This is a genomic window from Rariglobus hedericola (assembly GCF_007559335.1).
GTDB lineage: Bacteria > Verrucomicrobiota > Verrucomicrobiia > Opitutales > Opitutaceae > Rariglobus > Rariglobus hedericola.
Genome location: NZ_VMBG01000002.1, coordinates 765757 through 784959 on the forward strand (window position 1 = coordinate 765757; position 19203 = coordinate 784959).

General features: G+C 60.1%; 16 protein-coding genes. 11 read left to right on the plus strand and 5 right to left on the minus strand.

Features of this window, described 5'->3' with window-relative positions; genetic code table 11:
• Positions 1-4: 4 nt before the first annotated feature.
• Entirely contained in the window at positions 5-1528 is a 1524-nt protein-coding gene (locus FPL22_RS13570) for an NADH-quinone oxidoreductase subunit N (protein ID WP_203235158.1), read from the plus strand.
• A gap of 61 nt (positions 1529-1589) precedes the next feature.
• Here FPL22_RS13570 and FPL22_RS13575 read toward each other — a convergent pair whose 3' ends face one another.
• Positions 1590-2516 carry an alkaline phosphatase family protein gene (locus tag FPL22_RS13575; RefSeq protein ID WP_144230947.1) on the minus strand — a complete coding sequence of 309 codons (927 nt, stop codon included), beginning with the start codon at positions 2514-2516 and terminating at the stop codon, positions 1590-1592.
• Between the two features lie 158 nt (positions 2517-2674).
• Between FPL22_RS13575 and FPL22_RS13580 the strand changes: the two genes are divergently transcribed.
• A complete protein-coding gene (locus FPL22_RS13580) occupies positions 2675-4021 on the plus strand; it encodes an FAD-dependent thymidylate synthase (RefSeq protein ID WP_144230948.1) in 1347 nt (448 codons plus the stop codon).
• Between the two features lie 263 nt (positions 4022-4284).
• Positions 4285-4719: a hypothetical protein gene (locus FPL22_RS13585; protein WP_144230949.1), complete on the plus strand. Its 435-nt coding sequence runs from the start codon at positions 4285-4287 to the stop codon at positions 4717-4719.
• A 9-nt stretch (positions 4720-4728) separates the two neighbouring features.
• Here FPL22_RS13585 and FPL22_RS13590 read toward each other — a convergent pair whose 3' ends face one another.
• Positions 4729-5013, minus strand: coding sequence for a hypothetical protein (locus FPL22_RS13590; RefSeq protein ID WP_144230950.1), 285 nt, complete (start codon positions 5011-5013; stop codon positions 4729-4731).
• A gap of 32 nt (positions 5014-5045) precedes the next feature.
• Entirely contained in the window at positions 5046-6683 is a 1638-nt protein-coding gene (locus tag FPL22_RS13595) for a ComEC/Rec2 family competence protein (protein WP_144230951.1), read from the minus strand.
• A gap of 94 nt (positions 6684-6777) precedes the next feature.
• On the opposite strand from FPL22_RS13595, the gene FPL22_RS13600 reads away from it, so the two are divergent.
• Both FPL22_RS13600 and FPL22_RS13605 read left to right on the plus strand, forming a co-directional pair.
• Positions 6778-8133 carry a replication-associated recombination protein A gene (locus FPL22_RS13600; RefSeq protein WP_144230952.1) on the plus strand — a complete coding sequence of 452 codons (1356 nt, stop codon included), beginning with the start codon at positions 6778-6780 and terminating at the stop codon, positions 8131-8133.
• A 52-nt stretch (positions 8134-8185) separates the two neighbouring features.
• Positions 8186-9796: a Na/Pi cotransporter family protein gene (locus FPL22_RS13605; RefSeq protein ID WP_144230953.1), complete on the plus strand. Its 1611-nt coding sequence runs from the start codon at positions 8186-8188 to the stop codon at positions 9794-9796.
• A gap of 12 nt (positions 9797-9808) precedes the next feature.
• On the opposite strand, the gene FPL22_RS13610 is transcribed toward FPL22_RS13605, so the two are convergent.
• Together FPL22_RS13610 and FPL22_RS13615 are read right to left on the minus strand one after the other, a co-directional pair.
• On the minus strand, positions 9809-10684 hold the full coding sequence (locus FPL22_RS13610) for a transglutaminase family protein (RefSeq protein WP_144230954.1): 876 nt from the start codon (positions 10682-10684) through the stop codon (positions 9809-9811).
• A gap of 18 nt (positions 10685-10702) precedes the next feature.
• On the minus strand, positions 10703-11137 hold the full coding sequence (locus FPL22_RS13615; RefSeq protein WP_144230955.1) for a hypothetical protein: 435 nt from the start codon (positions 11135-11137) through the stop codon (positions 10703-10705).
• A gap of 106 nt (positions 11138-11243) precedes the next feature.
• Here FPL22_RS13615 and ribB point away from each other — a divergent pair, with 106 nt between their 5' ends.
• The 6 genes from ribB to FPL22_RS13645 all read left to right on the plus strand — a co-directional run bounded on the left by ribB (position 11244) and on the right by FPL22_RS13645 (position 19193).
• Complete coding sequence (ribB, locus tag FPL22_RS13620; protein ID WP_144230956.1) at positions 11244-12347, plus strand: 3,4-dihydroxy-2-butanone-4-phosphate synthase; 1104 nt, start codon at positions 11244-11246, stop codon at positions 12345-12347.
• Positions 12348-12397: 50 nt separating this feature from the next.
• A complete protein-coding gene (ribH, locus tag FPL22_RS13625) occupies positions 12398-12871 on the plus strand; it encodes a 6,7-dimethyl-8-ribityllumazine synthase (RefSeq protein ID WP_144230957.1) in 474 nt (157 codons plus the stop codon).
• Positions 12868-13326: a transcription antitermination factor NusB gene (nusB, locus tag FPL22_RS13630; protein ID WP_144230958.1), complete on the plus strand. Its 459-nt coding sequence runs from the start codon at positions 12868-12870 to the stop codon at positions 13324-13326. Before ribH ends, nusB begins: the two co-directional genes overlap by 4 nt.
• 76 nt (positions 13327-13402) lie before the next feature.
• The gene (ftsY, locus tag FPL22_RS13635; RefSeq protein ID WP_144230959.1) at positions 13403-14320 is read left to right on the plus strand and encodes a signal recognition particle-docking protein FtsY; all 918 of its coding nucleotides are present in this window, start codon (positions 13403-13405) and stop codon (positions 14318-14320) included.
• A gap of 121 nt (positions 14321-14441) precedes the next feature.
• The gene (locus FPL22_RS13640) at positions 14442-16769 is read left to right on the plus strand and encodes a right-handed parallel beta-helix repeat-containing protein (RefSeq protein ID WP_144230960.1); all 2328 of its coding nucleotides are present in this window, start codon (positions 14442-14444) and stop codon (positions 16767-16769) included.
• A 147-nt stretch (positions 16770-16916) separates the two neighbouring features.
• Complete coding sequence (locus FPL22_RS13645; protein WP_162525312.1) at positions 16917-19193, plus strand: right-handed parallel beta-helix repeat-containing protein; 2277 nt, start codon at positions 16917-16919, stop codon at positions 19191-19193.
• Positions 19194-19203: the final 10 nt, after the last annotated feature.

A 19203-nucleotide genomic window follows, 5' to 3' on the forward strand; every position in this document is an offset into this window, starting at 1 on the left:
GCCCATGTCTCCCGAACTCATCCAGGCCGCCGCCGACAACCGCTGGGCGGCCATCGCCCCCGAGATTTCCCTCGGCTGTCTCGCGCTGTTCCTCCTCGTGCTCGAGGTGTTCCTGCCGAAGAAGCACCACGTCGTTATTCCCACACTGGCGATCGTCGGCCAGATCGGTCTGTTGATCGGCTTCCTGTGGAACTTCCGCACCGCCCAACCGTTCGTCGCCTACGAAACCTTTAACGGTCTCCTCCGCCACACGCAGGAGGGCCAGTTCATGCGGGTCTTCTTCATGCTCTCGTCGATCCTTGTGAGCATCCTCGGCGTGGTGGCCCTCGCGAAGCAGAAGATGCCGCGCATCGAGTTCTTCCACATCGTCATGGTGGTCTCCGCCGCGATGATGCTCCTCGCGCAGAGTAACAACTTCGTTCTCTTCTTCGTCGCCCTCGAAACCGTCACGGTCGGTTTCTACATCCTCGTCAGTTATTTCCGCTCCAGTCCGCTTTCGCTGGAAGCCGGTCTCAAATACCTGATCACCGGTGCGCTCAGCTCCGCGATCCTGATGTTCGGCATCGTCCTGCTCTACGGTGTCGCGGGCAACTCGACGCTTCCTGGCTCCACTGCCGAGTCGATGAACTTCAATGCGCTTCGTGTATTCCTCGAAGCCAACCCCGAGAACTTCCTGGCGAGTGTGGGTATCGTGTTCGTGCTCGCCGGCGTCGCGTTCAAGATCGGTGCCGTTCCGTTCCAAATCTGGATTCCTGATGTTTACCAAGGCGCGCCGACCCCGGTCACCGCGTTCCTGGCCGTCGCCTCCAAGGCCGCTGGTTTTTCGGTGCTCCTGATTCTCACCCAGCGCGTGTTCGGTTCGTATTATTATCTGACGGTGCCGGTGCTCTCCATCATGGCGGGTGCGACGATTCTTTTCGGCAATCTCGCCGCGCTCACTCAGCACAATGTCAAGCGCCTGATCGGTCTCTCCGGCGTCTCCCACGCCGGTTACCTGCTCATCGCGGTCATTGCCGCCGGCAGCCAGCCGCTTGCCGCCGGCGCGGTTTATTTTTACCTCTTCGCCTACCTGCTGGCGTCCTTCGCCGTGTTTGGCGTGATGACCCACGTCGCCGGCGAGAATGACGCAGACCAAGACCTCGACCACTACACGGGTCTGGCCAAGTCGCACCCGTTCCTCGGCGCTGTGCTGGCGATCGGCCTCGGTTCGCTCGCCGGCATTCCTCCGCTGGCCGGCTTCATGGGCAAGCTCTTCATCTTCATCGCGGCCTTCAAAGCCGGTCTCTACTGCTTGCTCGCCGTCGCCATCGTGGGCGTGATCGTTTCGATCTACTACTACTTCGGCTGGATCAAGGCGGCCTACTTCGAAACGTGGACCGCGCCCGTGTTGGAAGGCGAGACCGACACCCGTCCCGCCCGCACACCGGTGAGCCTCATGGCCGGCGTGACGCTGGCCTCGCTGGCCGTTGCCACCGTCGTTCTCGGTTTCTACCAAGGCGCACTCGGTGAGTGGCTCCTGTCACGATAACCATTAAAAAAGCGCCGGGCTTTTCGCCGGCGCTTTTTTTGTGCCTGAAATCCACGGTTGTTTACTCGAACGCGCTGACCACCGGGCGGCCCCAAAAGCTTTCGGGAACCGGCACATCGAGCAGCCAGAGCGCGGTGGCGGCGGTGTCGTATTGAACCACCGGCGCGGTGACGGTGAAACCGGGTTTCACGCCTTTACCCCAGGCGATCCAGGGAATGATGACATCCGAAGAATCAGGTAAGCCATGGGTGCCGGGCGAGGGAGGCTGGCCGCGTTTGATACGCTCCGCGATCTCGGCGGCGGGCCGGTCGTGGCCGCCATGATCAGCGGTGAGAATCATCACGCTCTTATCGGCAATACCGGCGGCGGCGATCGCGGCACGGATGACGCCCAACGCCTGGTCGCAGTCGGCGAGTGCCTGCATTTTCTCCGCGGAATCCACGCCGTATTGATGACCGGTGGTGTCGGGGTCGGCGAAATGGATGAAAATCAGATTGGGCTGTTTGGTTTTCAGTAGATCGGCGACGGCGGCACCGATGTCCTTGGCCTTGGCGTCTTCGGGAATCAGGAACGTATCGAGCCCGCCCGCCTGCTCGAAGGTCCGGAATTTGTTCTTCGCCGCGATCATAGCGGTGCTGAGGCCCTTGGCCTTGGCGAGGTGGAAAATCGTGGGCACGGCGAGCTTCGGGCGCGTCTCATCCCACTCATTCCAGAGAATCTGATGTTTTTGGATGCCGACGCCCGTGAGCATCGAAACGTGCGAGGGCAGGGTGATGCTCGGCACGATGGTGTAGGCTTCCCATGTGTGCGCACCCTCGGCCGCCATGGCTTTGAAAAGCGGCATGTTGGCCCGGTTGATTCCGGCCGGCGCCGCTTGATCGAAACTAATGACGAAAACATGCTCGGCCCGCGGTGCGGCCTGAGAGGGGGATCCCAGGCAAACAACAGCCAGAACGCAGATTAAAAAGGGGCGGATTCGGGTGATCATAAGAAGTAAAACAGACCCGATTTCAAAGACTCCGTTCGTGGCTGGCGACGTATTTAGTGTCACGTTGAGGTAAAGCAGACCGCCGGCTTTCTTCCCGAGGAATAGTGGAGATTTTCCTTTCAGCACGGAGGGTTTTCCTACACCGCTTTTTGCATCGTATGAAGGTTACCGGCCTCGCTCTTGTTCCTCCCCCCTCGGCCGCCGACCTGCCCAAGGTCACGCCTGAGTTGCTCGCTTCCGTGCTGGCCCGCTATTCGCGCAGCAATGAGGGCATCCACGCCATCCTGGAAAAGGTCGACCCCGCGGATCCCGATGCCTCCATCGACCGCATCCTGAAGTTTGTCGATTACGGCCACGCGTCCATCGGCGGCCTGACCGGCGGCCTCGCCATCGCCCTCGATGACATCTCGATGTGGCTCGCGTATAAACTTTTCGAGATCGCGCAAATGGCCGACGGTCAGGAGTCGTCCACGCGCTACATCACGATGAACGCGGACAACCTGCCGTCCGCCGCCGAGATCGGTATTCCCGAGGATCTCGCGCCTCGCTGGCAGGCTCTCATGGCGAAATCATTCGCCGCTTATAATTCCGAATACTCCCGCCTCGATGCGCTCGGCGTGGCCGAACCGGATCGTGTGCGCGTGCCCGTCAATGCGAAGCCCGCTGTTGTTACCCGCATCCGCAAAAACTACGCACTCGATCGCGCGCGTTATTTCATTCCGCTGGCCACGCGCACCAACGTCGGGCTCGTCCAGTCTTCGCGCATGTGGGCGAACACCGTTAAGCACCTCGACTCGATGCCGCATCCCGAGGCCCGCGCCGCCGCCGGGCTCATCCGTAGAGAGTTGATGAAAATTTCGCCGCGTCTCATGCGCCACAGCTCCGCCGAAAAATCCTATCAGCAGCAGGCGCAACAAGAGCTCGATGCCTCGCTCCGCCTTGGCCTCGCGCGCCTTTCCACGAAGCCGCTCGCCGATGACGTCTGGGTGCATGTGGACCGCAGCACGCCGCCTTTCCTCAGCGAAGAGCAGCCGCTGGCCGAAGCCCTGCGCCATCGCGCCAACCGCTACGGCTACCAAGGCACCGCCACCCGCCGCATGCGTGTGAACTTTGCTTGGAACAACATGGCGATCGCCGAGCTGCGCGATCTCAACCGCCACCGCACCGGACATCGTTACACGCCGCTCATTCAGGCCGGCTTTTACCTGCCGCCCGAGATTACGCATGCTGCGCATCAGGAACTTCTCGACGAACAGGCCGCTCTCACCAAGGAGCTCATGCAACGCGGTTCGTCGGCCTACGTTTACTCGTTGCTGCTGGGTGCCCAGACGCCGTTCGAGCACAGCACGCATGCCGACAAGTTTATCTACGAGGCCGAGTTACGCACGGGCATGGGTGCACATTACCGCTACGCCGATCATCTGAGCGCGGTGCTCAAAGCCTTCTTTGCGCAGGTTCCCGAGGCTCGCCAGTGGGTGGTCGAAGGCACGGCCGAGCCAGAATAAACCTTGTCCACGCCGTCGGGGATTGGTTGACTGTCGGCTCTGCCATGAGGCCCGTCTTACCCCTGATCCTCTTTGTTGTTTCCGCCGCGTTGCCCCTTGGTGTGCACGCGAAGGATCCTTCGAAGATAGACGCCGCCAAGCAAAACGAAGCACTCGCGCCCAAGGCGGACAACTCTGCGCCGATGGCTCCTTCACGTGAGAGCAACCAGCGTCCTTTTCTGCGCAACGACCACCTTCAGGATCAGCGTTTCCAAGCGCCCGATATGATTGAGCGCAAAGACTCGGCACTGGGCGATAAACGCGCGCCCATCGACTTGAAGGAGAAGCGCGATAAAACCATTGTTGATCGCAAAGATTATCCCAAGCCCGAGGTGCGTGATCGCGAGTTGAACAGCCACGATGGCCAACGCTCCAGCATCCAGCCGAAGGGAGATCAGATCCTGAAATATGATACCGTTGCGAAATATCAGGACCGTATGAAAGATGCCGAAACCGCGGCTTCACAGCGCCAGCCAAAAATGGAAAAGCGCACGACCTTCGATAAACTCAATCGATTCCTTTTCAAAAGAAACGGACCGGGCACGGAAAACGGAACCGCCATGGTGACTCCAGCTGCAGGTGGACCAGCCCCGGCTTCGCAGGACACCCATACGAATTACAATATCGATTGGAGCAACACGTCGGCCGCGCCGCGTTGAGCGGGCCGCTTACTTGCTGCGACGCACGCGCTCTTTTTCGTCGTCGCGTTCCTCTTCGAGACGCACGCGTTCGCTCGCGATCTGGTCCACGATCTTGTTCACCTCGGCGAGTTTTCCCTCGTTGAGGGCATCCTCGATGCGCTTCTTGAGGAAGATTTCACGCTCGGCGATTTTGCCTTTGTAGATGAGATCGAGCTCGGCGAGCCGGGCCTTTTTTTCCGCAGTGAGCTTGATGCCACCATCCGGATCGGACTTTTCGAGACGTTCCATGGCGAGTTCGTAGGCACTTTTCATGAGACCGAGCGTGCGCCGGTCGCGCGGGAACATCAAGCAGCGGCGATCAATTTCATTCCTGCTAACAACACGAGCAGCGTGAACGCAAAAGGCGTCCAGAACCCGCCGCAGGCTCGCCGCCAATCCAGTGCGTATCCCATGACGATCAGAGCCAACAGTCCGGCGAACGCGGCATAGCCCAGCCAGACGGGTGAGAATTGAGCCGCGTGGCTGGCTCCGGGCACATCGACAAAAAAGCGCACGCCGCGTTCGATGACCATCATCAGTAAAGTGCTCGCATGATTCAAAAGCACGGAGAGCCATCCGATGCCGATCAGTCCGCACAGCAGGGAAAGGAATCCTGAAATGATGACGAGTGATCCCAGGGGAATCAGCACGAGATTGGCCGGCAGCGAAATCGGGGTGAACAACTGGAAGATCACCACGCCGCTGATCATGCTCACGACCGTCGTCGACAAACCGATGGCGACCAACCCGAGCAGTCCGCGCCAGCAGTAATCGACCCAGTGATGATACCACCGCCAGGTCACTTTGGGCAGGTGGGGGAACAGCATCCATTTCTCCACGCAGTAATCGCCCATTGGCAGTCCGAGCAGCAGTAACGCGGCGACGATTCCGTAACTGAGTTGAAAGCTCGCCGTGAAGAGCTGCATCGGTTGCCAGAGCAACACGCACACGGCCGACGCCACCAGTGCCGCGAAGGGATTGCCGGGCACGCGCAACGTGTGCGAGGCATGCACAAACATCACCATGAGAAACGCCCGCACCGCCGAGGGTGTGCCGCCCGTGATATCCACATATAACCAAAGCAGGATTCCGCCGACCACCACGCGTGCCAGCGATGGCAGCCGCACCAAAATCAGTATCCCCTGAATCACCGCGGCGATCACCGCGATGTGCAGTCCGGATATCGAAAAGAGGTGCATCGTTCCGCTTTCGCGGAAAATCGTTTTTTGCGTATCATTTAATTCCTGCTGCTGGCCAAGGAGCATGGCTCGCAATACGCCGGCCTGTTCGGGGTGCGTTTCGATACCACGACCGAGGATGCTATTAAAACGACGGAGCGCCGTGTCGCAGAAAACCTGATACACACCGGCTTTTCCGACTTCGGCGTTCATGCGCGCCCGTGTCAGCTTGAAGTTCATGCCCTGGCTGGCGAGATAGCCGTCGAAGGTGTCGATGGCCGGATTTCGCGGCAGGGTTTGCAGCACGCCGGTTATGTCGAGCCGGCTTGAGCGAAGAGGAGGCGCCTCGCCGCGTTTCAAACCGAGGGAAAAATAAACGGGTTGGCCGGCGAGTTCGGCCAGGTGTGTGTCGGTCGAGACGAGCCGTCCGAGTCCGCCCAGGCTGCGCATTTCCGGTTTGGGCGGAAACACGCGGTCGATCTCCAAAGTCGCACGGATTTCGCGCGGAGGCAGCGAGTCCCAGTCGGGCAAACGGTCGCGGCGGATTTCGTAGAGTGCGCCTCCACTTAGGAAAATACCGAGAACCACGCCCGGAGCCCAAGCCCGTCGCCAACCCAAGGCCAGGCTGATGGAGACGAGGGCCGCGCTCATCCACCAGACCGGGGAGAGCGGAAGCCATTGGAGTTTCGCCGCGACGAGTCCGCTCATCAACGGCAGCAACACCCATAGAAGTGGTGCGCGGTGTCCGAGGCTGCGGCTGGTCATGAATTTGAGTTGGAACCACTAATCGCCACTAATGAACACTAATTTGCGAATGGGCTTTTATTAGTGCCCTTTGGGGGGAATTAGTGGTTTCAAAATGCCTGTGTCCGACCAATCCGATTTCTTTGCAGAATCCCTCGCGCCGGCTGCCCCTGCGCCCTCTGCGAAAGTGCGTCCTTCGGCGCAGCCGCTCGCGGCTCGCATGCGTCCTCGTGTGTTGGCCGACATCGTTGGGCAGGAGCATCTGACTCAAGCGGACGGTTTGCTCACCCGCCTGATTAAGAGCAACCGCTTCGGCAGTCTCATTTTCTATGGTCCGCCCGGTTGCGGAAAAACCAGTTTTGCCGAAGTGATCGCCCACGAAACGCAGAGCCGGTTCGTGCGCATCAATGCCGTCATGTCCAACGTGGCCGAGCTGCGCGAAATCCTTGCGACCGCCCGCAAGATGCCCGAGACGCCGACGCTGCTCTTCATCGATGAGCTGCACCGCTTCAATAAATCGCAACAAGACCTGCTCCTGCCTGACGTCGAGGAAGGTTACGTGCGGCTCATCGGCGCGACGACCCACAATCCCGGTTTCTACGTCAATCCGCCGCTGCTATCACGCAGTCATCTGTTCCGGTTGGAGCCGTTGCCGGCGGCCGCCGTGGCCGGCGTGCTGGCGCGTGCGTTGACCGATACGGAGCGCGGACTTGGGGCCCGTGGTTGCACTGCCTATGGCAAGGTGCTCGCAGATCTCGCGGTGCTCTGTGACGGCGATCTGCGCCGCGCGCTGAATGCGTTGGAAGTCATCGTGCTTTCGCTGCCCGAAAAAGCCGACGTCACCGAGAAGGAGCTGGAGGTATTCGCCCGAGAGCGGCGCATTCGCTACGACGCCGACGAAGATGAACACTACGACACGATTTCGGCGTTCATCAAAAGCTGCCGCGGCAGCGATCCGGATGCGGCCATGTATTGGCTGGCCAAGATGCTGGCGGGTGGCGAAGACCCGCGCTTCATCGCGCGTCGCCTGGTGATTCTGGCGAGCGAAGATGTGGGTCTGGCCGATCCACTCGCGCTCCCTCTGGCGGTCGCGGCGCATCATGCGTGCGACTTCATCGGTTTGCCCGAGGCGGAACTCACGCTGGCGCATGCCACGTTGCACATCGCCTGCGCGCCGAAGAGCAACTCGGCCACGCTCGCGCTGGCGGCTGCGCACCACGCGTTGAAATCGCGACCGGTGCAACCCGTGCCGCTGCCATTGCGCGACAAGAGCGGCGCGGCGAGCAAGCAGAACGGACACGGCAAAGGCTACCGTTACTCGCACGATTATCCGGAAAATATCTCGGGGCAGGACTATCTCGAAAAGCCGCTCTCGCTCTATACACCCAAAAGCGCGGGGCTGGAGACGCGCATCGTGGAGCGGCTGGCGCGTTGGTCGGAATTGAAACAGCAGGCAAAGAACGCCGGCTGACGGGCGGTGGCGGCTTGCGTGACACGCGAAAGCCATTACGTCTTGTCGGCAGATGGTGCTGATTGATATCGCGGGCGGAGTGGCGCTGATCCTTTTCGGGATTCGCTTTCTACGCAAAGGACTCGACCGGTTGGCGGGCGAGCGCATCCACCGTTGGACGGCAACCATGCAGAAACGCCGTGGCGTCGCACTACTTGGCGGACTCACTTTTGGCGCGGTCGCACCTTCGTCCACTGCTCAGACTTTGTTTACGCTGCAGTTGTTGCACGCGGGGCGATTGTCCGGCGACCGGCTGCTGATTTTTCTGCTGGGCGCGGGCATCGGCATCACCGCGACGGTGCAGCTGATCTCGTTTCATTTATTCGATTATTACGCGGTGCTGCTGGTCGTGGGTTTGTTGTGTTTCCAATACGGGCGCAGTGAAGCCCTGCGCGGAATCGGACAGACGGTGCTCGGCCTGGGCTTTGTTTTTCTGGCGATGGTGCTGACCAGCGGAGCGGCACGCGCGCTGACCGCCGATGCGGATTTTCAGACGCTGATGGGCGTGGTCACACATTACCGGCTGGCGCTGGTTCTCTTCGCCGCCGTGGTGACCGTCGCGATGCAAAGCTCAACAGCGTCCATCGGTCTGGTGCTGGCATTGGGCGAAGCGGGCGCGGTGGATATCACGGTGGTGCTCGCGGTCGTGATCGGCACCAATCTAGGGCTGGGCGTTACCTCATTGATCGCAGGCTGGGGAACGTTGCCGGGCCGGCGGCTCACGTTTGCCAATCTGCTGCTGAAGGGAGTGGTGGCTGCGGCGATGCTGCTGGCCTTCGACCCGATTCTGCGATTGCTCGCGGCGTTTCCAGGCTCACTCACGCGGCATGGCGCGGATTTGCACACGGGGTTCAACGTGATCACGGCGGTGCTCGGCCTGGTCTTTGCCGGACTGCTTTCGGGCTGGCTGGAGCGCATCATCAAGCCGGCGCCACCGGCAGGTGCGGGCATATCGGTCCCGACGCACTTGGATGAGCGGGCGCTGGCGAGTCCGGTGTTTGCCCTGGCGAACGCGTCGCGAGAAATTTTGCGATTGGTGGATGAAATCCAGGCTATGTTCTCCGGTTGCTGGGACGCATATCTGCAGGGATCCGCGGAGCAGGCGCGGCGTGTGCGCAAGCGCGACGACCGTATCGACGAACTGCATACCAAAATAAAAAATTATCTGAGCCGCATCCCGTCCGAGGCGCTCAATTCGCGCGACAGTGAACTGCGGTTCGGGCTGCTTCATTTCACGAGCCAGCTGGAAGCGGTGGGCGACATCATCGAGAAAGAATGGTGCGCCCAGGTGATCAAACACGCGGAGCATCCGTTATCCTTTGCCCCGGCGGATCAGGCGAATCTGGCGGAACTGGCGCGCAAGGTCGGGCACCGGCTCAGTCTGGCGGCCTCGGTGCTCACGACGCGCGATCGTGAACTCGCGAAGGGATTTTTGCATGAAGGCGATGAGCTCAAGGAATGGTGCATCACGGTGCAAAAACAGCATTACGACCGGTTGAAGTCGGCCGATGCGGCGGCGCTTGAGGCGAGCGTTCACTTCATCGACATGTTCAATACGCTGCGCCGCATCAGCGGACAGGTGAACTCGATCGGACACACGTTCACGCTGGCGGGTGAAGTGTGAGCCGCGCGAGTTTTAGATACGCTGCATCACCACGGCGACTGATAGCTTTTCGGTGTGGGTGCCTTTGAACACGCCGCGGGTGGGAGTGCTGTCGTGATAATCGCGGCCGACGGCGACCTTCACATGGCGTTCGCCGGCGATGCAGTCGTTGGTCGGGTCGAGCGGCCACCAGAAGCCGCCGGGCAGATAGACTTCGACCCACGCATGGCTTTCGCTGGCACCGATGAGCGCGGGAGCGCGTTTGGCCTCGGAGGCTTTGCGCTGGGTTTCGGTTTCGATATAGCCGGTGACGTAGCGCGCGGGAATCTCGGCCGAGCGCAAGATGGCGATCATCACCTGGGCAAAGTCCTGGCACACGCCGCTGCGTTGTTTGAGCGCGGTCGTGACGGGCGTATCGATCTGGGTCGAGCCGGAGACGTAGCGAAAGTTGGTCTTGATCCAGTTGTTCAATCGCAGGAGCGAAACACCGAGCAGATCACCGGGTTTGAAGAGCTTGTTGGCGAGGGCGTTGACCTCGGGGCCGATCGTAATCGACTCGGACGGCATCAGAAACTCGAAGAGTTTCAGCTTCTCACTGCGGTAGAGCTGGCGGGCCTCGGAGATGCTGATTTCCAAGGCGGCGGCGGGCGGCGGGCAGGGTGTGGTCTCGATCTCGCACACGCTTTCAAGGAGGAGTTCGCGATGGCGTTTCACGATCGAGAACGTCTCCACGGTGTTGCCGAAATAATCGGCGTAGCTGTGCATGTTGGCCGCCGGGGTCGAGACGAGTTGGCGGGAAAGGAGCTTCTGGCAGTCGTCGGTCGTCGGCGTCAGACGCGCCTCCATAAACGATTCGGAGGCCGAGCCGGCGTAACGGTAAAGAGTGCGATGAGTGATTCGAAAACGCATGGAGTCGCGCAGCGTGTATTAATTGCTGCCGGACGGCTCGGGGGGAAGTCCTCTTTTGTATTTCAACTTCCACAGGTTGAGTGATTCCTCGGAGAGATTGTCGAGCATGCCGTGAATCGCGGTCACTGAACTGGTGATATGGGCATGGGCGGTCTTGAAGGGCATTTGGTCCTTTTTGTGCATATCAGCCGCAAAGATAATCACGCAGAGCTGGTTGTTCACGATGTCTTTTAACATGCGTTCGGCGTCCTCAAGCGTGCGCTGGCGGATGCGGCGCTGTCGGGTGCGCACGATCCAGAAAATCACCCCGTGAAGAACGCCCACTGCGATGGCGGTGGCCGCGGTCAACGCCCACGGGTGTTCGCTTTGTTGGAAAATCCAATGAACCGCAAAAATCACCAGCAGGCCGGCTGCGGTCAAAATCAGCTCCAGGTTCTCAAAGAATTTTCTCATGTGAAAAAGCCATGCATAAAGGCGCCTTCTTTGCATGCAACCTGAGAACAGCGGGTCGTTCCCGCTTCATTGACACGGGGGCGGGGTCTGGCGACGGTTACACCCCATGGCCCTCTCCGCAGCCTCCCCGTTCGACTCCATCGAATCCGCGATTCAGGACATCGCGGACGGTAAAATCATCATCGTGACCGACGACGAGAATCGCGAGAACGAGGGCGATCTCGTCATGGCGGCTTCCAAGGCCACGCCTGAGGCGGTCAACATGATGATCCGCCATGCCCGCGGTCTGATCTGTGTGCCGACGACGGGATCGCAACTGCGTCGCCTCGGCATCAACCCGATGGTGCAGGAAAACCGCGAATCGCACAAAACCGCCTTCACCGTCTCGGTCGATGCGGCCGAGGGGATCACGACCGGCATCAGCGCCTACGACCGCGCCCGCACCATTTCCTTGCTCGCCGATCCCGACGCGAAGCCCGATGCACTCGTGCAGCCGGGTCACATTTTCCCTTTGCGCGCCAAGGATGGCGGCGTGCTCGAGCGTGCCGGCCACACCGAGGCCGCTGTGGATCTGGCGTCGCTGGCAGGTCTGCACCCCAGCGGGGTCATTTGCGAAATTCTCAACGACGACGGCACGGTCGCGCGTTTGCCGGAGCTGATTAAGTTTAAACAACAGTTCGGGCTGAAACTCGTCTCCATCGCCGATCTGATCGAATACCGTCACCGTCGCGAAAAGCTGGTGGAGGTCGTGTGCACCCGACCTTTCGCAAGCGAGTTTGGTGATTTTACGTTGCATGTTTTTCGCAACAAACTCGACGGGCGCCACCACCTGGCGTTTGTGCTGGGGGGGCTCGATTCCGAGCCGACGCTGGTCCGCGTGCACAGCGAAAATTTACTGGGGGATCTTTTCCGCCAGCGCGGCAGCGACAGCCATGCCATGCTCACGGGCTCCTTGGAGGCGATCGCCGATGCCGGCCGTGGAGTGGTGCTCTATATGGAACATGCGCAAGGCGGCGCCGATGTGATCGACCGGCTCGCCGCGCGTCACGGTGCGGGCATGAGTTTTCGTGATTATGGCATCGGAGCCCAAATCCTGACCGCCCTCGGGCTGCGCAAGATTCGCCTGCTGTCCAACAGCTCGCGCAAGGTCGTCGGTTTGGATGGCTACGACTTGGAGATAGTCGAGGTCGTCCCCCTCGGCGGAAAATAGGTTGCCGAGGCACGTCCGCCTTCGCACACCTGTCCTTTCACTTCTTTCACATGAGTCTCGACGCGCCCAAGCCATTGTCCGTTTCCGGTGCCGATTATCGTATCGGCATCGTGGCCGCCCGCTTTAACAGCACGTTGGTGGATGCTCTCGTGGACCGTGGCCAGGCCTGGCTCGTGGATTCCGGCGTCGCCCCGGCGGCCATCGAGATCGTGCGCGTCCCGGGCTCACACGAGATTCCCTGGGCCGCCCAGCAACTGGCCGCTTCCGCGCGCTTCGACGCGGTGATCGGTCTCGGTGTGTTGATTGCCGGTGATACCAACCACCACGAGATGGTCGGCGATGCCGTCGCTGCCGCGCTCATGCGCGTCTCGCTCGATACGGGCGTGCCGGTGATCAACGGCGTCATCGTGGTCAACACCCTCGCGCAAGCCGAGGCCCGCGCCACCGGCTCCATCAACCGCGGCACCGAATTCGCCGCCGCCGCCCTTGAGATGGCCGTGCTAAAGAAAAAACTTTCCCAATGAGCAGCAACAAAGCCCTTTTCGCCCAGCGCCGTGACGGCCGGGTGGCCGCCCTGCAGTATCTCTTCGCGTGGAGTTTGAATACTCCGAAGAACCTGTCCGATGACATCCGCACGTTCATCGAAACGCAGGAACAGCCGCGCGAGCACTACGCGTTTGGCGAGGAGCTGATCAACGGCGTGGTCACGAACGTGAACGAGATCGACGGCCGCATCCGCGGGCTCGCCCATAACTGGGACTTTGAGCGCATCGCCAAGATCGACCTCGCGATCCTGCGTCTGGCCATTTTCGAAATGGTCTATCGCAAGGACATCCCGCCGGTCGTCTCGATCAACGAAGCCATCGATCTTTCGAAGCAGTTTTCAAACCTCGATGCCAAGCGTTTCATCAACGGCATTCTGGACCGCATGAAAGACCAGCTCGGCCGCGACTCGCGCAAGGTCGAGAAGGCTGAATGATTTTTTAACGCAGAGATCACAGAGGACACGGAGAAAATCCATTCCTCTGCGGTCTCTGCGACCTCTGCGTTAAATCATGTTTGGTTTATTCAAAAAATTTAAGGACGGCTTCTCCAAGACGGTCGCGGCGATCTCGGAGAAAACGCGCGGCATCTTTGGCGGACGCTCCATCGATGCGTCTTCGCTCGAGACGCTGGAAGAAGCGCTCTACACCGCCGATTTCGGCGTGGCCACGACCGAGGAGATTCTTACCGAGATCAAGTCTGCCTACAAAGCGGACAAAGATCTTCGCGGCCAGCAGGCGGCCGCCATCGGTTCGTCGGTTTTGAAGCGCGTTCTGGCCGGCAGCGAACGTGAACTCACTCAGGCTCCGACCGGGCCGACGGTCATCGTGATGATTGGCGTCAACGGTTCCGGCAAAACCACCACGTCGGCCAAGCTCGCCTGGTTGCTCAAGCAGGACGGGAAATCTGTTATGCTCGCCGCGTGCGATACGTTTCGCGCGGCTGCGGTCGAACAACTCAAAGCGTGGGCGACCCGTCTCGATCTGCCTATCGTCGCCAGCCACACGGGTGCGGATGCGGCAGCGGTGGCGTTTGACGCGATGCAGGCAGCGAAAGCGCGCGGCTGTGATTACCTCATCGTCGATACCGCGGGACGTCTGCACACGAAGAGCAACCTCATGGACGAGTTGGCGAAGATCCGCCGTGTGTTGCAGAAGAACGATCCGACCGCGCCGCATCATTCGTGGCTCGTCGTGGATGGCTCGCTCGGCACCAACTCGATCGAGCAGGCCCGGGTATTTCATAAGAGTTTTGGTATCACCGGCCTCGTCGTGACGAAGCTCGACGGGACCAGCCGCGGCGGCGCGATCGTGGGCATCTGGCGCGAGTTGAAGCTGCCGATTTATTTCCTAGGCCTCGGCGAACAGCCGGAAGACCTCCAGCCGTTCAGCGCGGAGAATTATTCGAAGGCCGTATTCGGCACCGAGTAGTTTTCTCACGATCGGGTCTGGTTACGCGTAAACCAACGCAGTCGTTGCGCACGCATGGCGCGGTCGCGATACCCCGTGGCGTTAGTTCGTCCGCACCCCAACCCCAAACCCCGGAGGTAAAATGAAGACGCCCCTGCGTATTCGTAGTTTGACGACTGTATTGGTCGGCGCCTTGTCCGCCGTTTCTGCGATCGCTGCAACCTATCACGTCAAGCCGGGCGGAAATGATCTGGCGGACGGTCTGAGTGATGCCAACGCCTGGGCGACCATCGCCAAGGTCAACGCTACCACGCTGGTCGCGGGTGATCAGGTGTTGTTCAAAGCCGGCGGCGTTTACAACGATGCCACGCTCGTGCCGTCGGGCTCGGGCACCTCCACCAATCGCATTATTTACAGTGCCTACGGCGCGGGTGCGAAACCGACCCTGACCACGGCGATCGTGTTGCCATCGTCGGGCTGGACGACGGTGGGCGGCGGCGTTTACAGCCGTCCGCTCGCGACCGAGACGCGCATGGTGACGGTGAATAACACCTACATGGTGCGCGCGTTGACGCAGGCGGCTTTGCTCGACGGAGAGTATTTCTGGGATGTGGCGACCGGGACGCTTTACGTGAAAGATCCGGCCGGCAGCCCGAATACGACGGGGAAAATCTACGAGGCCGCTCAACGCGATCACGTGGTGCATTCAAATCCGACGAAGACGGCAAAAAAACCTTATCAGACTTTTTCCGGCTTGAGGCTGGAAAAATCCAATCTCGGCCTCGCGGTGCTGGGCACGTATGCGAGCTACTACACGTTTGAGGACTGCGAATTCTTTTTTGCGAGTTCCAACGGGCAATATGCGTCCGCCGGCGTTCTCTCCAATCTCTGCGACGGACTGCGAGTCGTTGATTCGCGTTTTTCGTGGCTGGAGGGCGACGGCATCTATGCGCAGAGCGGCGCCAACGTGGAGATCATCGGCAACGAGATCGACCACCTCTTCGACAAGGGCGGCGACAACGGTCCCGACGGCATTCAGGTGAACGGACTAAAGAGCCCTGCAAACAACTTCATCGTGAAGGACAACATCGTGCGGCGTGAAACCAACACGACGGCCAAAGGCTGCATCATTGTGCAGCGCGGCACGGGAGGTCTGGTTTCTGGCAACCGGGTTTTCAAGGGCGCGTTCGGCATCGCCGTTTATACCAAGGACACGGTCGTCGAATACAATTACGTCGAAGACAGTGGCAACGGCAGCGCCTTGCGGATGTGGGAAAACGAAGGTCAGACCAACGTCACGCTGCGTTACAACATCGTGAACGGGAGCATTAACTCTGGCCTCAACGTGGGCAACGCCACGTATGCGGCGACTCCGATGGCCAACATACGGATCTACAATAATCTGTTTTATAACACATATTGGGGCGTCGGTGTTTCCGTGCCCGTCTCGGGCGAATTCCGAAACAACATCATCTGGTCCGACGCCCATGCGTCTCCGCAGCGGCGGTTCACGGTTGGCAGCATCATTGCCGGCCAGACCTTCGTTTCAGATAACAACATCATCCAGGACAAAGGGACCAACGTGATGGCGAGCTGGCTGGGCACGACCTACAACGATCTGGCGACCTATCAGGCCGGTTCCGGTCAGGAAGCAAACTCGCTGACGGCATCTCCGGCCTGGGTGTCGCCGGGCTCGGGGGACTTTCATCTGCAGGCCGGTTCGCCGGCAATCAACGCGGGTGCCGCGCTCGGCGCGACGACCGACTTTGATGGCAATCCGGTTCCGAATGGCGGCGCGACCGATATCGGGCCGCTCGAATACGGCGGCCTGATCGCTTATGAGGGTTTTGACTACACGGCGGGTTCGCTCACTTCGGCCAACGGCGGACTCGGCTGGTCGGGATCGTGGACGGTCGGCGGAAGCGCGGGCATCACAGAAATCCTGACGTGCAGTCATGCGTGGACGGCTTTGCCGGCTACTGGAAACCGTTTCCGAATTTATGACACCGACGGGGCGCATCAGGAAATCAGTCGCACGCTCACCAAGACATTTGGTGCGATCAGCGAAACCTATTGGCTGTCATTTCTCGTCAAAAAATACTCATCGGGACGCGAAGCGTATCTCGATATGAACGGGTTTGTGTTCAAGGCGACGAGCGGAGACTGGCAGGTGAAAACTCCGTCCACGAGCTACACGGGCATCACGAGTTCCAATTATGCCGGGCTTCATCTGATTGTCGCTCGAGTGGATGCGATGGCATCGGGCGACATCGTTTATGTGTGGGTTGATCCGGTGATCGCGTTGGGCGAGCCCTCCGTCGGTAGCGCCGCGGCCACGCGCAGCGACCCGGGCTTCACGTTCAACACGGTCAAGATCAAGCACGGTCCTTGGGGCAACTCCTCGCAAAGCAGCGAGTGGGATGAACTCCGCTTCGGCACGTCGTTCGGCGCGGTCGTATCCGGCCCCTGATACGGCGTGCTTCATGATTCCAAGCGCACGGGCATGAAGAGCCCGTGCAGCTTTTCCATTTTCCCCAATGCCTGAAACCCAACTACAATGAAAATGCTGCTGAGTATTCGCAGTTTATCCCTCGTCTTGGCCGGCGCGCTTTCGGCCATGTCTGCTTTCGCCGCAACCTATCATGTCAAACCGGGCGGCAGTGATCTTGCCGACGGTTTGAGCGACGCCAATGCGTGGGCCACCATCGCCAAGGTTAACGCGGCCTCGCTGGTCGCCGGTGATCAGGTTCTCTTCAAAGCCGGTGGCGTGTATAGCGATGCCACGCTCGTGCCGTCCCATTCGGGCACGTCCGCCAATCGCATTATCTATGGAGCTTACGGCACCGGCGCGAAGCCGATCCTGACGACGGCGATCGTGCTGCCGTCCTCGGGATGGACCACGGTGGGCGGTAGCGTTTACAGCCGGCCGCTGCCCGTGCAGACGCGCATGGTGACGGTGAACAACACCTACATGGTCCGCGCCTTGACGCAGGCGGCTTTGCTTGACGGTCAGTATTTTTGGGATGCAGCGGCCACGACGCTTTATGTGAAGGATCCCGCGGGCAGTCCGAATACCACGGGCAAGATCTACGAGGCGGCGCAGCGCAACTACGTCGTGCATTCCAGCACGGGAAAGACCTATCTGACTTTTTCCGGTCTGCGCCTCGAGAAGGCCAACTACAATCTGGCTGTCGTGGTGTCGTTTTCCCATCACCACACTTTCGAGAACTGTGAATTTTATTTCGCCAGTTCGAACGGACAGTTCGCATCCGCCGGCGTCATTGCGGACCGCAGCGACGGTGTTCGTGTTCTTAATTGCCGGCTGGCCTGGTTGGAAGGAGACGGCATCTACGTGCAAAGCGGGGCGGGCGCGGAGATCATCGGCAACGAGATCGATCACCTGCTTGATGAAGGCGGAGACAACGGTCCGGATTGCATCCAGATCAACGGCATCAAGAGGCCGATCAGCAACTTCATCATCAAGGACAACGTGGTTCGTCGCGAGAGCAACACGACGAACAAAGGCTGTATTATCGTGGCGGATGCCTCGGGAGGAACGGGAGGTCTCATTTCTGGAAACCGCGTTTACAAGGGGAAGTTCGGCATCGCTTTTTACACCAAGAACACGGTCGTGGAATACAACTACATCGAGGATGCCGGTTCCAACGACGCGTTGCGCAGCTGGGAAAATCTGGGCCAGGAAAACAACACCATCCGCTACAACGTGGTGAACCGCTGTCTGGGCTCGGGCATTACGATCGGCGCGTATGTCACGAGCCCGGCGGTGGCTCCGCCGCAGGCGAACATCCATGTCTATAACAACGTGTTTTATGACACGCTTTACGGGGCGAATTTCCGTGTGCTGATGTCGGGCTCATTCCGAAACAACATCATCTGGTCGTCGACCGGAACGATGGCCCGGCGCATGCGATTCACCGGTCCGATCGGAACGGGGCCCGGACAGACGTTTGTTTCGGACAACAATATCGTGGAGGACCAGGCCACCGGCGACTTCGCGGAGTGGATGGGAACGGATCATGCGACGATCACTGCCTATCGAACTGCGTCAGGTCAGGACACGAACACCGTGACAACCAATCCGCTTTGGGTGAATGCCGCCGGCGGGAATTTTCATCTGCAGACTGCGTCTCCCGCCATTGATGCCGGCGCATCGTTTGGTTCACTCGTGGATTTCGACGGAAATCCCGTGCCCAGTGGCGGCGCGACCGATATCGGAGCACACGAACACGGCGGCTTGCTCGCGTATGAGGGTTTTGACTACACGACCGGCACGCTGACATCGGCAAGTGGTGGCTTGGGCTGGACTGGTTCTTGGACGAGCACCGGCACGGGAGTAGCGGAGGTGCTCACGGGCAGTCTGGCATGGACGGGTCTTCCCGCCACGGGAAATCATCTGCGCATTTACGATGCCACCGGAGGCAATCAGGAGATCACGCGCACGTTGACCAAGACATTCGGAGCATTGTCAGAGACCTATTGGATTTCGTTTCTCGCCAAAAAAAGGAATTCCGGCCGCGTGGCGTATCTCGATCTGGGCAGCTTTAGTTTCAAGGCCTCCAGCGGCAACTGGCAGGTGAAGACGTCTTCGACGAGTTTTACGGATATCACCGGCTCCAACTACGCGGGCCTGCATCTGATCGTGGTTCGCGTGGATGCGACGGTCTCGGGCGACACCGTTTATGTCTGGGTCGATCCGGTGGTCGCATCGGGGGAGCCTTCGACAACCACGGCGGCGGTGACACTCAGCGATCCCGGGTTTACGTTCAACACGGTGAGCATCAAGCACGGGCCGTTCGGCAACCATACCCAGTCCTGCGAGTGGGATGAACTGCGGTTCGGTCAAAGTTTCAACGCGGTGGTGACGGGGCCATAGGTTGAGCAGG

Coding starts and splice junctions, on each gene's coding strand:
- FPL22_RS13575 (WP_144230947.1), bottom strand. CDS start 2,516: ATGATCACCCGAATCCGCCCCTTTTTAATCTGCGTTCTGGCTGTTGTT.
- FPL22_RS13580 (WP_144230948.1), top strand. CDS start 2,675: ATGAAGGTTACCGGCCTCGCTCTTGTTCCTCCCCCCTCGGCCGCCGAC.
- FPL22_RS13590 (WP_144230950.1), bottom strand. CDS start 5,013: ATGAAAAGTGCCTACGAACTCGCCATGGAACGTCTCGAAAAGTCCGAT.
- FPL22_RS13640 (WP_144230960.1), top strand. CDS start 14,442: ATGAAGACGCCCCTGCGTATTCGTAGTTTGACGACTGTATTGGTCGGC.
- FPL22_RS13615 (WP_144230955.1), bottom strand. CDS start 11,137: ATGAGAAAATTCTTTGAGAACCTGGAGCTGATTTTGACCGCAGCCGGC.
- ftsY (WP_144230959.1), top strand. CDS start 13,403: ATGTTTGGTTTATTCAAAAAATTTAAGGACGGCTTCTCCAAGACGGTC.
- FPL22_RS13645 (WP_162525312.1), top strand. CDS start 16,917: ATGTCTGCTTTCGCCGCAACCTATCATGTCAAACCGGGCGGCAGTGAT.
- FPL22_RS13595 (WP_144230951.1), bottom strand. CDS start 6,683: ATGACCAGCCGCAGCCTCGGACACCGCGCACCACTTCTATGGGTGTTG.
- FPL22_RS13605 (WP_144230953.1), top strand. CDS start 8,186: ATGGTGCTGATTGATATCGCGGGCGGAGTGGCGCTGATCCTTTTCGGG.
- ribB (WP_144230956.1), top strand. CDS start 11,244: ATGGCCCTCTCCGCAGCCTCCCCGTTCGACTCCATCGAATCCGCGATT.
- FPL22_RS13585 (WP_144230949.1), top strand. CDS start 4,285: ATGATTGAGCGCAAAGACTCGGCACTGGGCGATAAACGCGCGCCCATC.
- nusB (WP_144230958.1), top strand. CDS start 12,868: ATGAGCAGCAACAAAGCCCTTTTCGCCCAGCGCCGTGACGGCCGGGTG.
- FPL22_RS13610 (WP_144230954.1), bottom strand. CDS start 10,684: ATGCGTTTTCGAATCACTCATCGCACTCTTTACCGTTACGCCGGCTCG.
- ribH (WP_144230957.1), top strand. CDS start 12,398: ATGAGTCTCGACGCGCCCAAGCCATTGTCCGTTTCCGGTGCCGATTAT.
- FPL22_RS13600 (WP_144230952.1), top strand. CDS start 6,778: ATGCCTGTGTCCGACCAATCCGATTTCTTTGCAGAATCCCTCGCGCCG.
- FPL22_RS13570 (WP_203235158.1), top strand. CDS start 5: ATGTCTCCCGAACTCATCCAGGCCGCCGCCGACAACCGCTGGGCGGCC.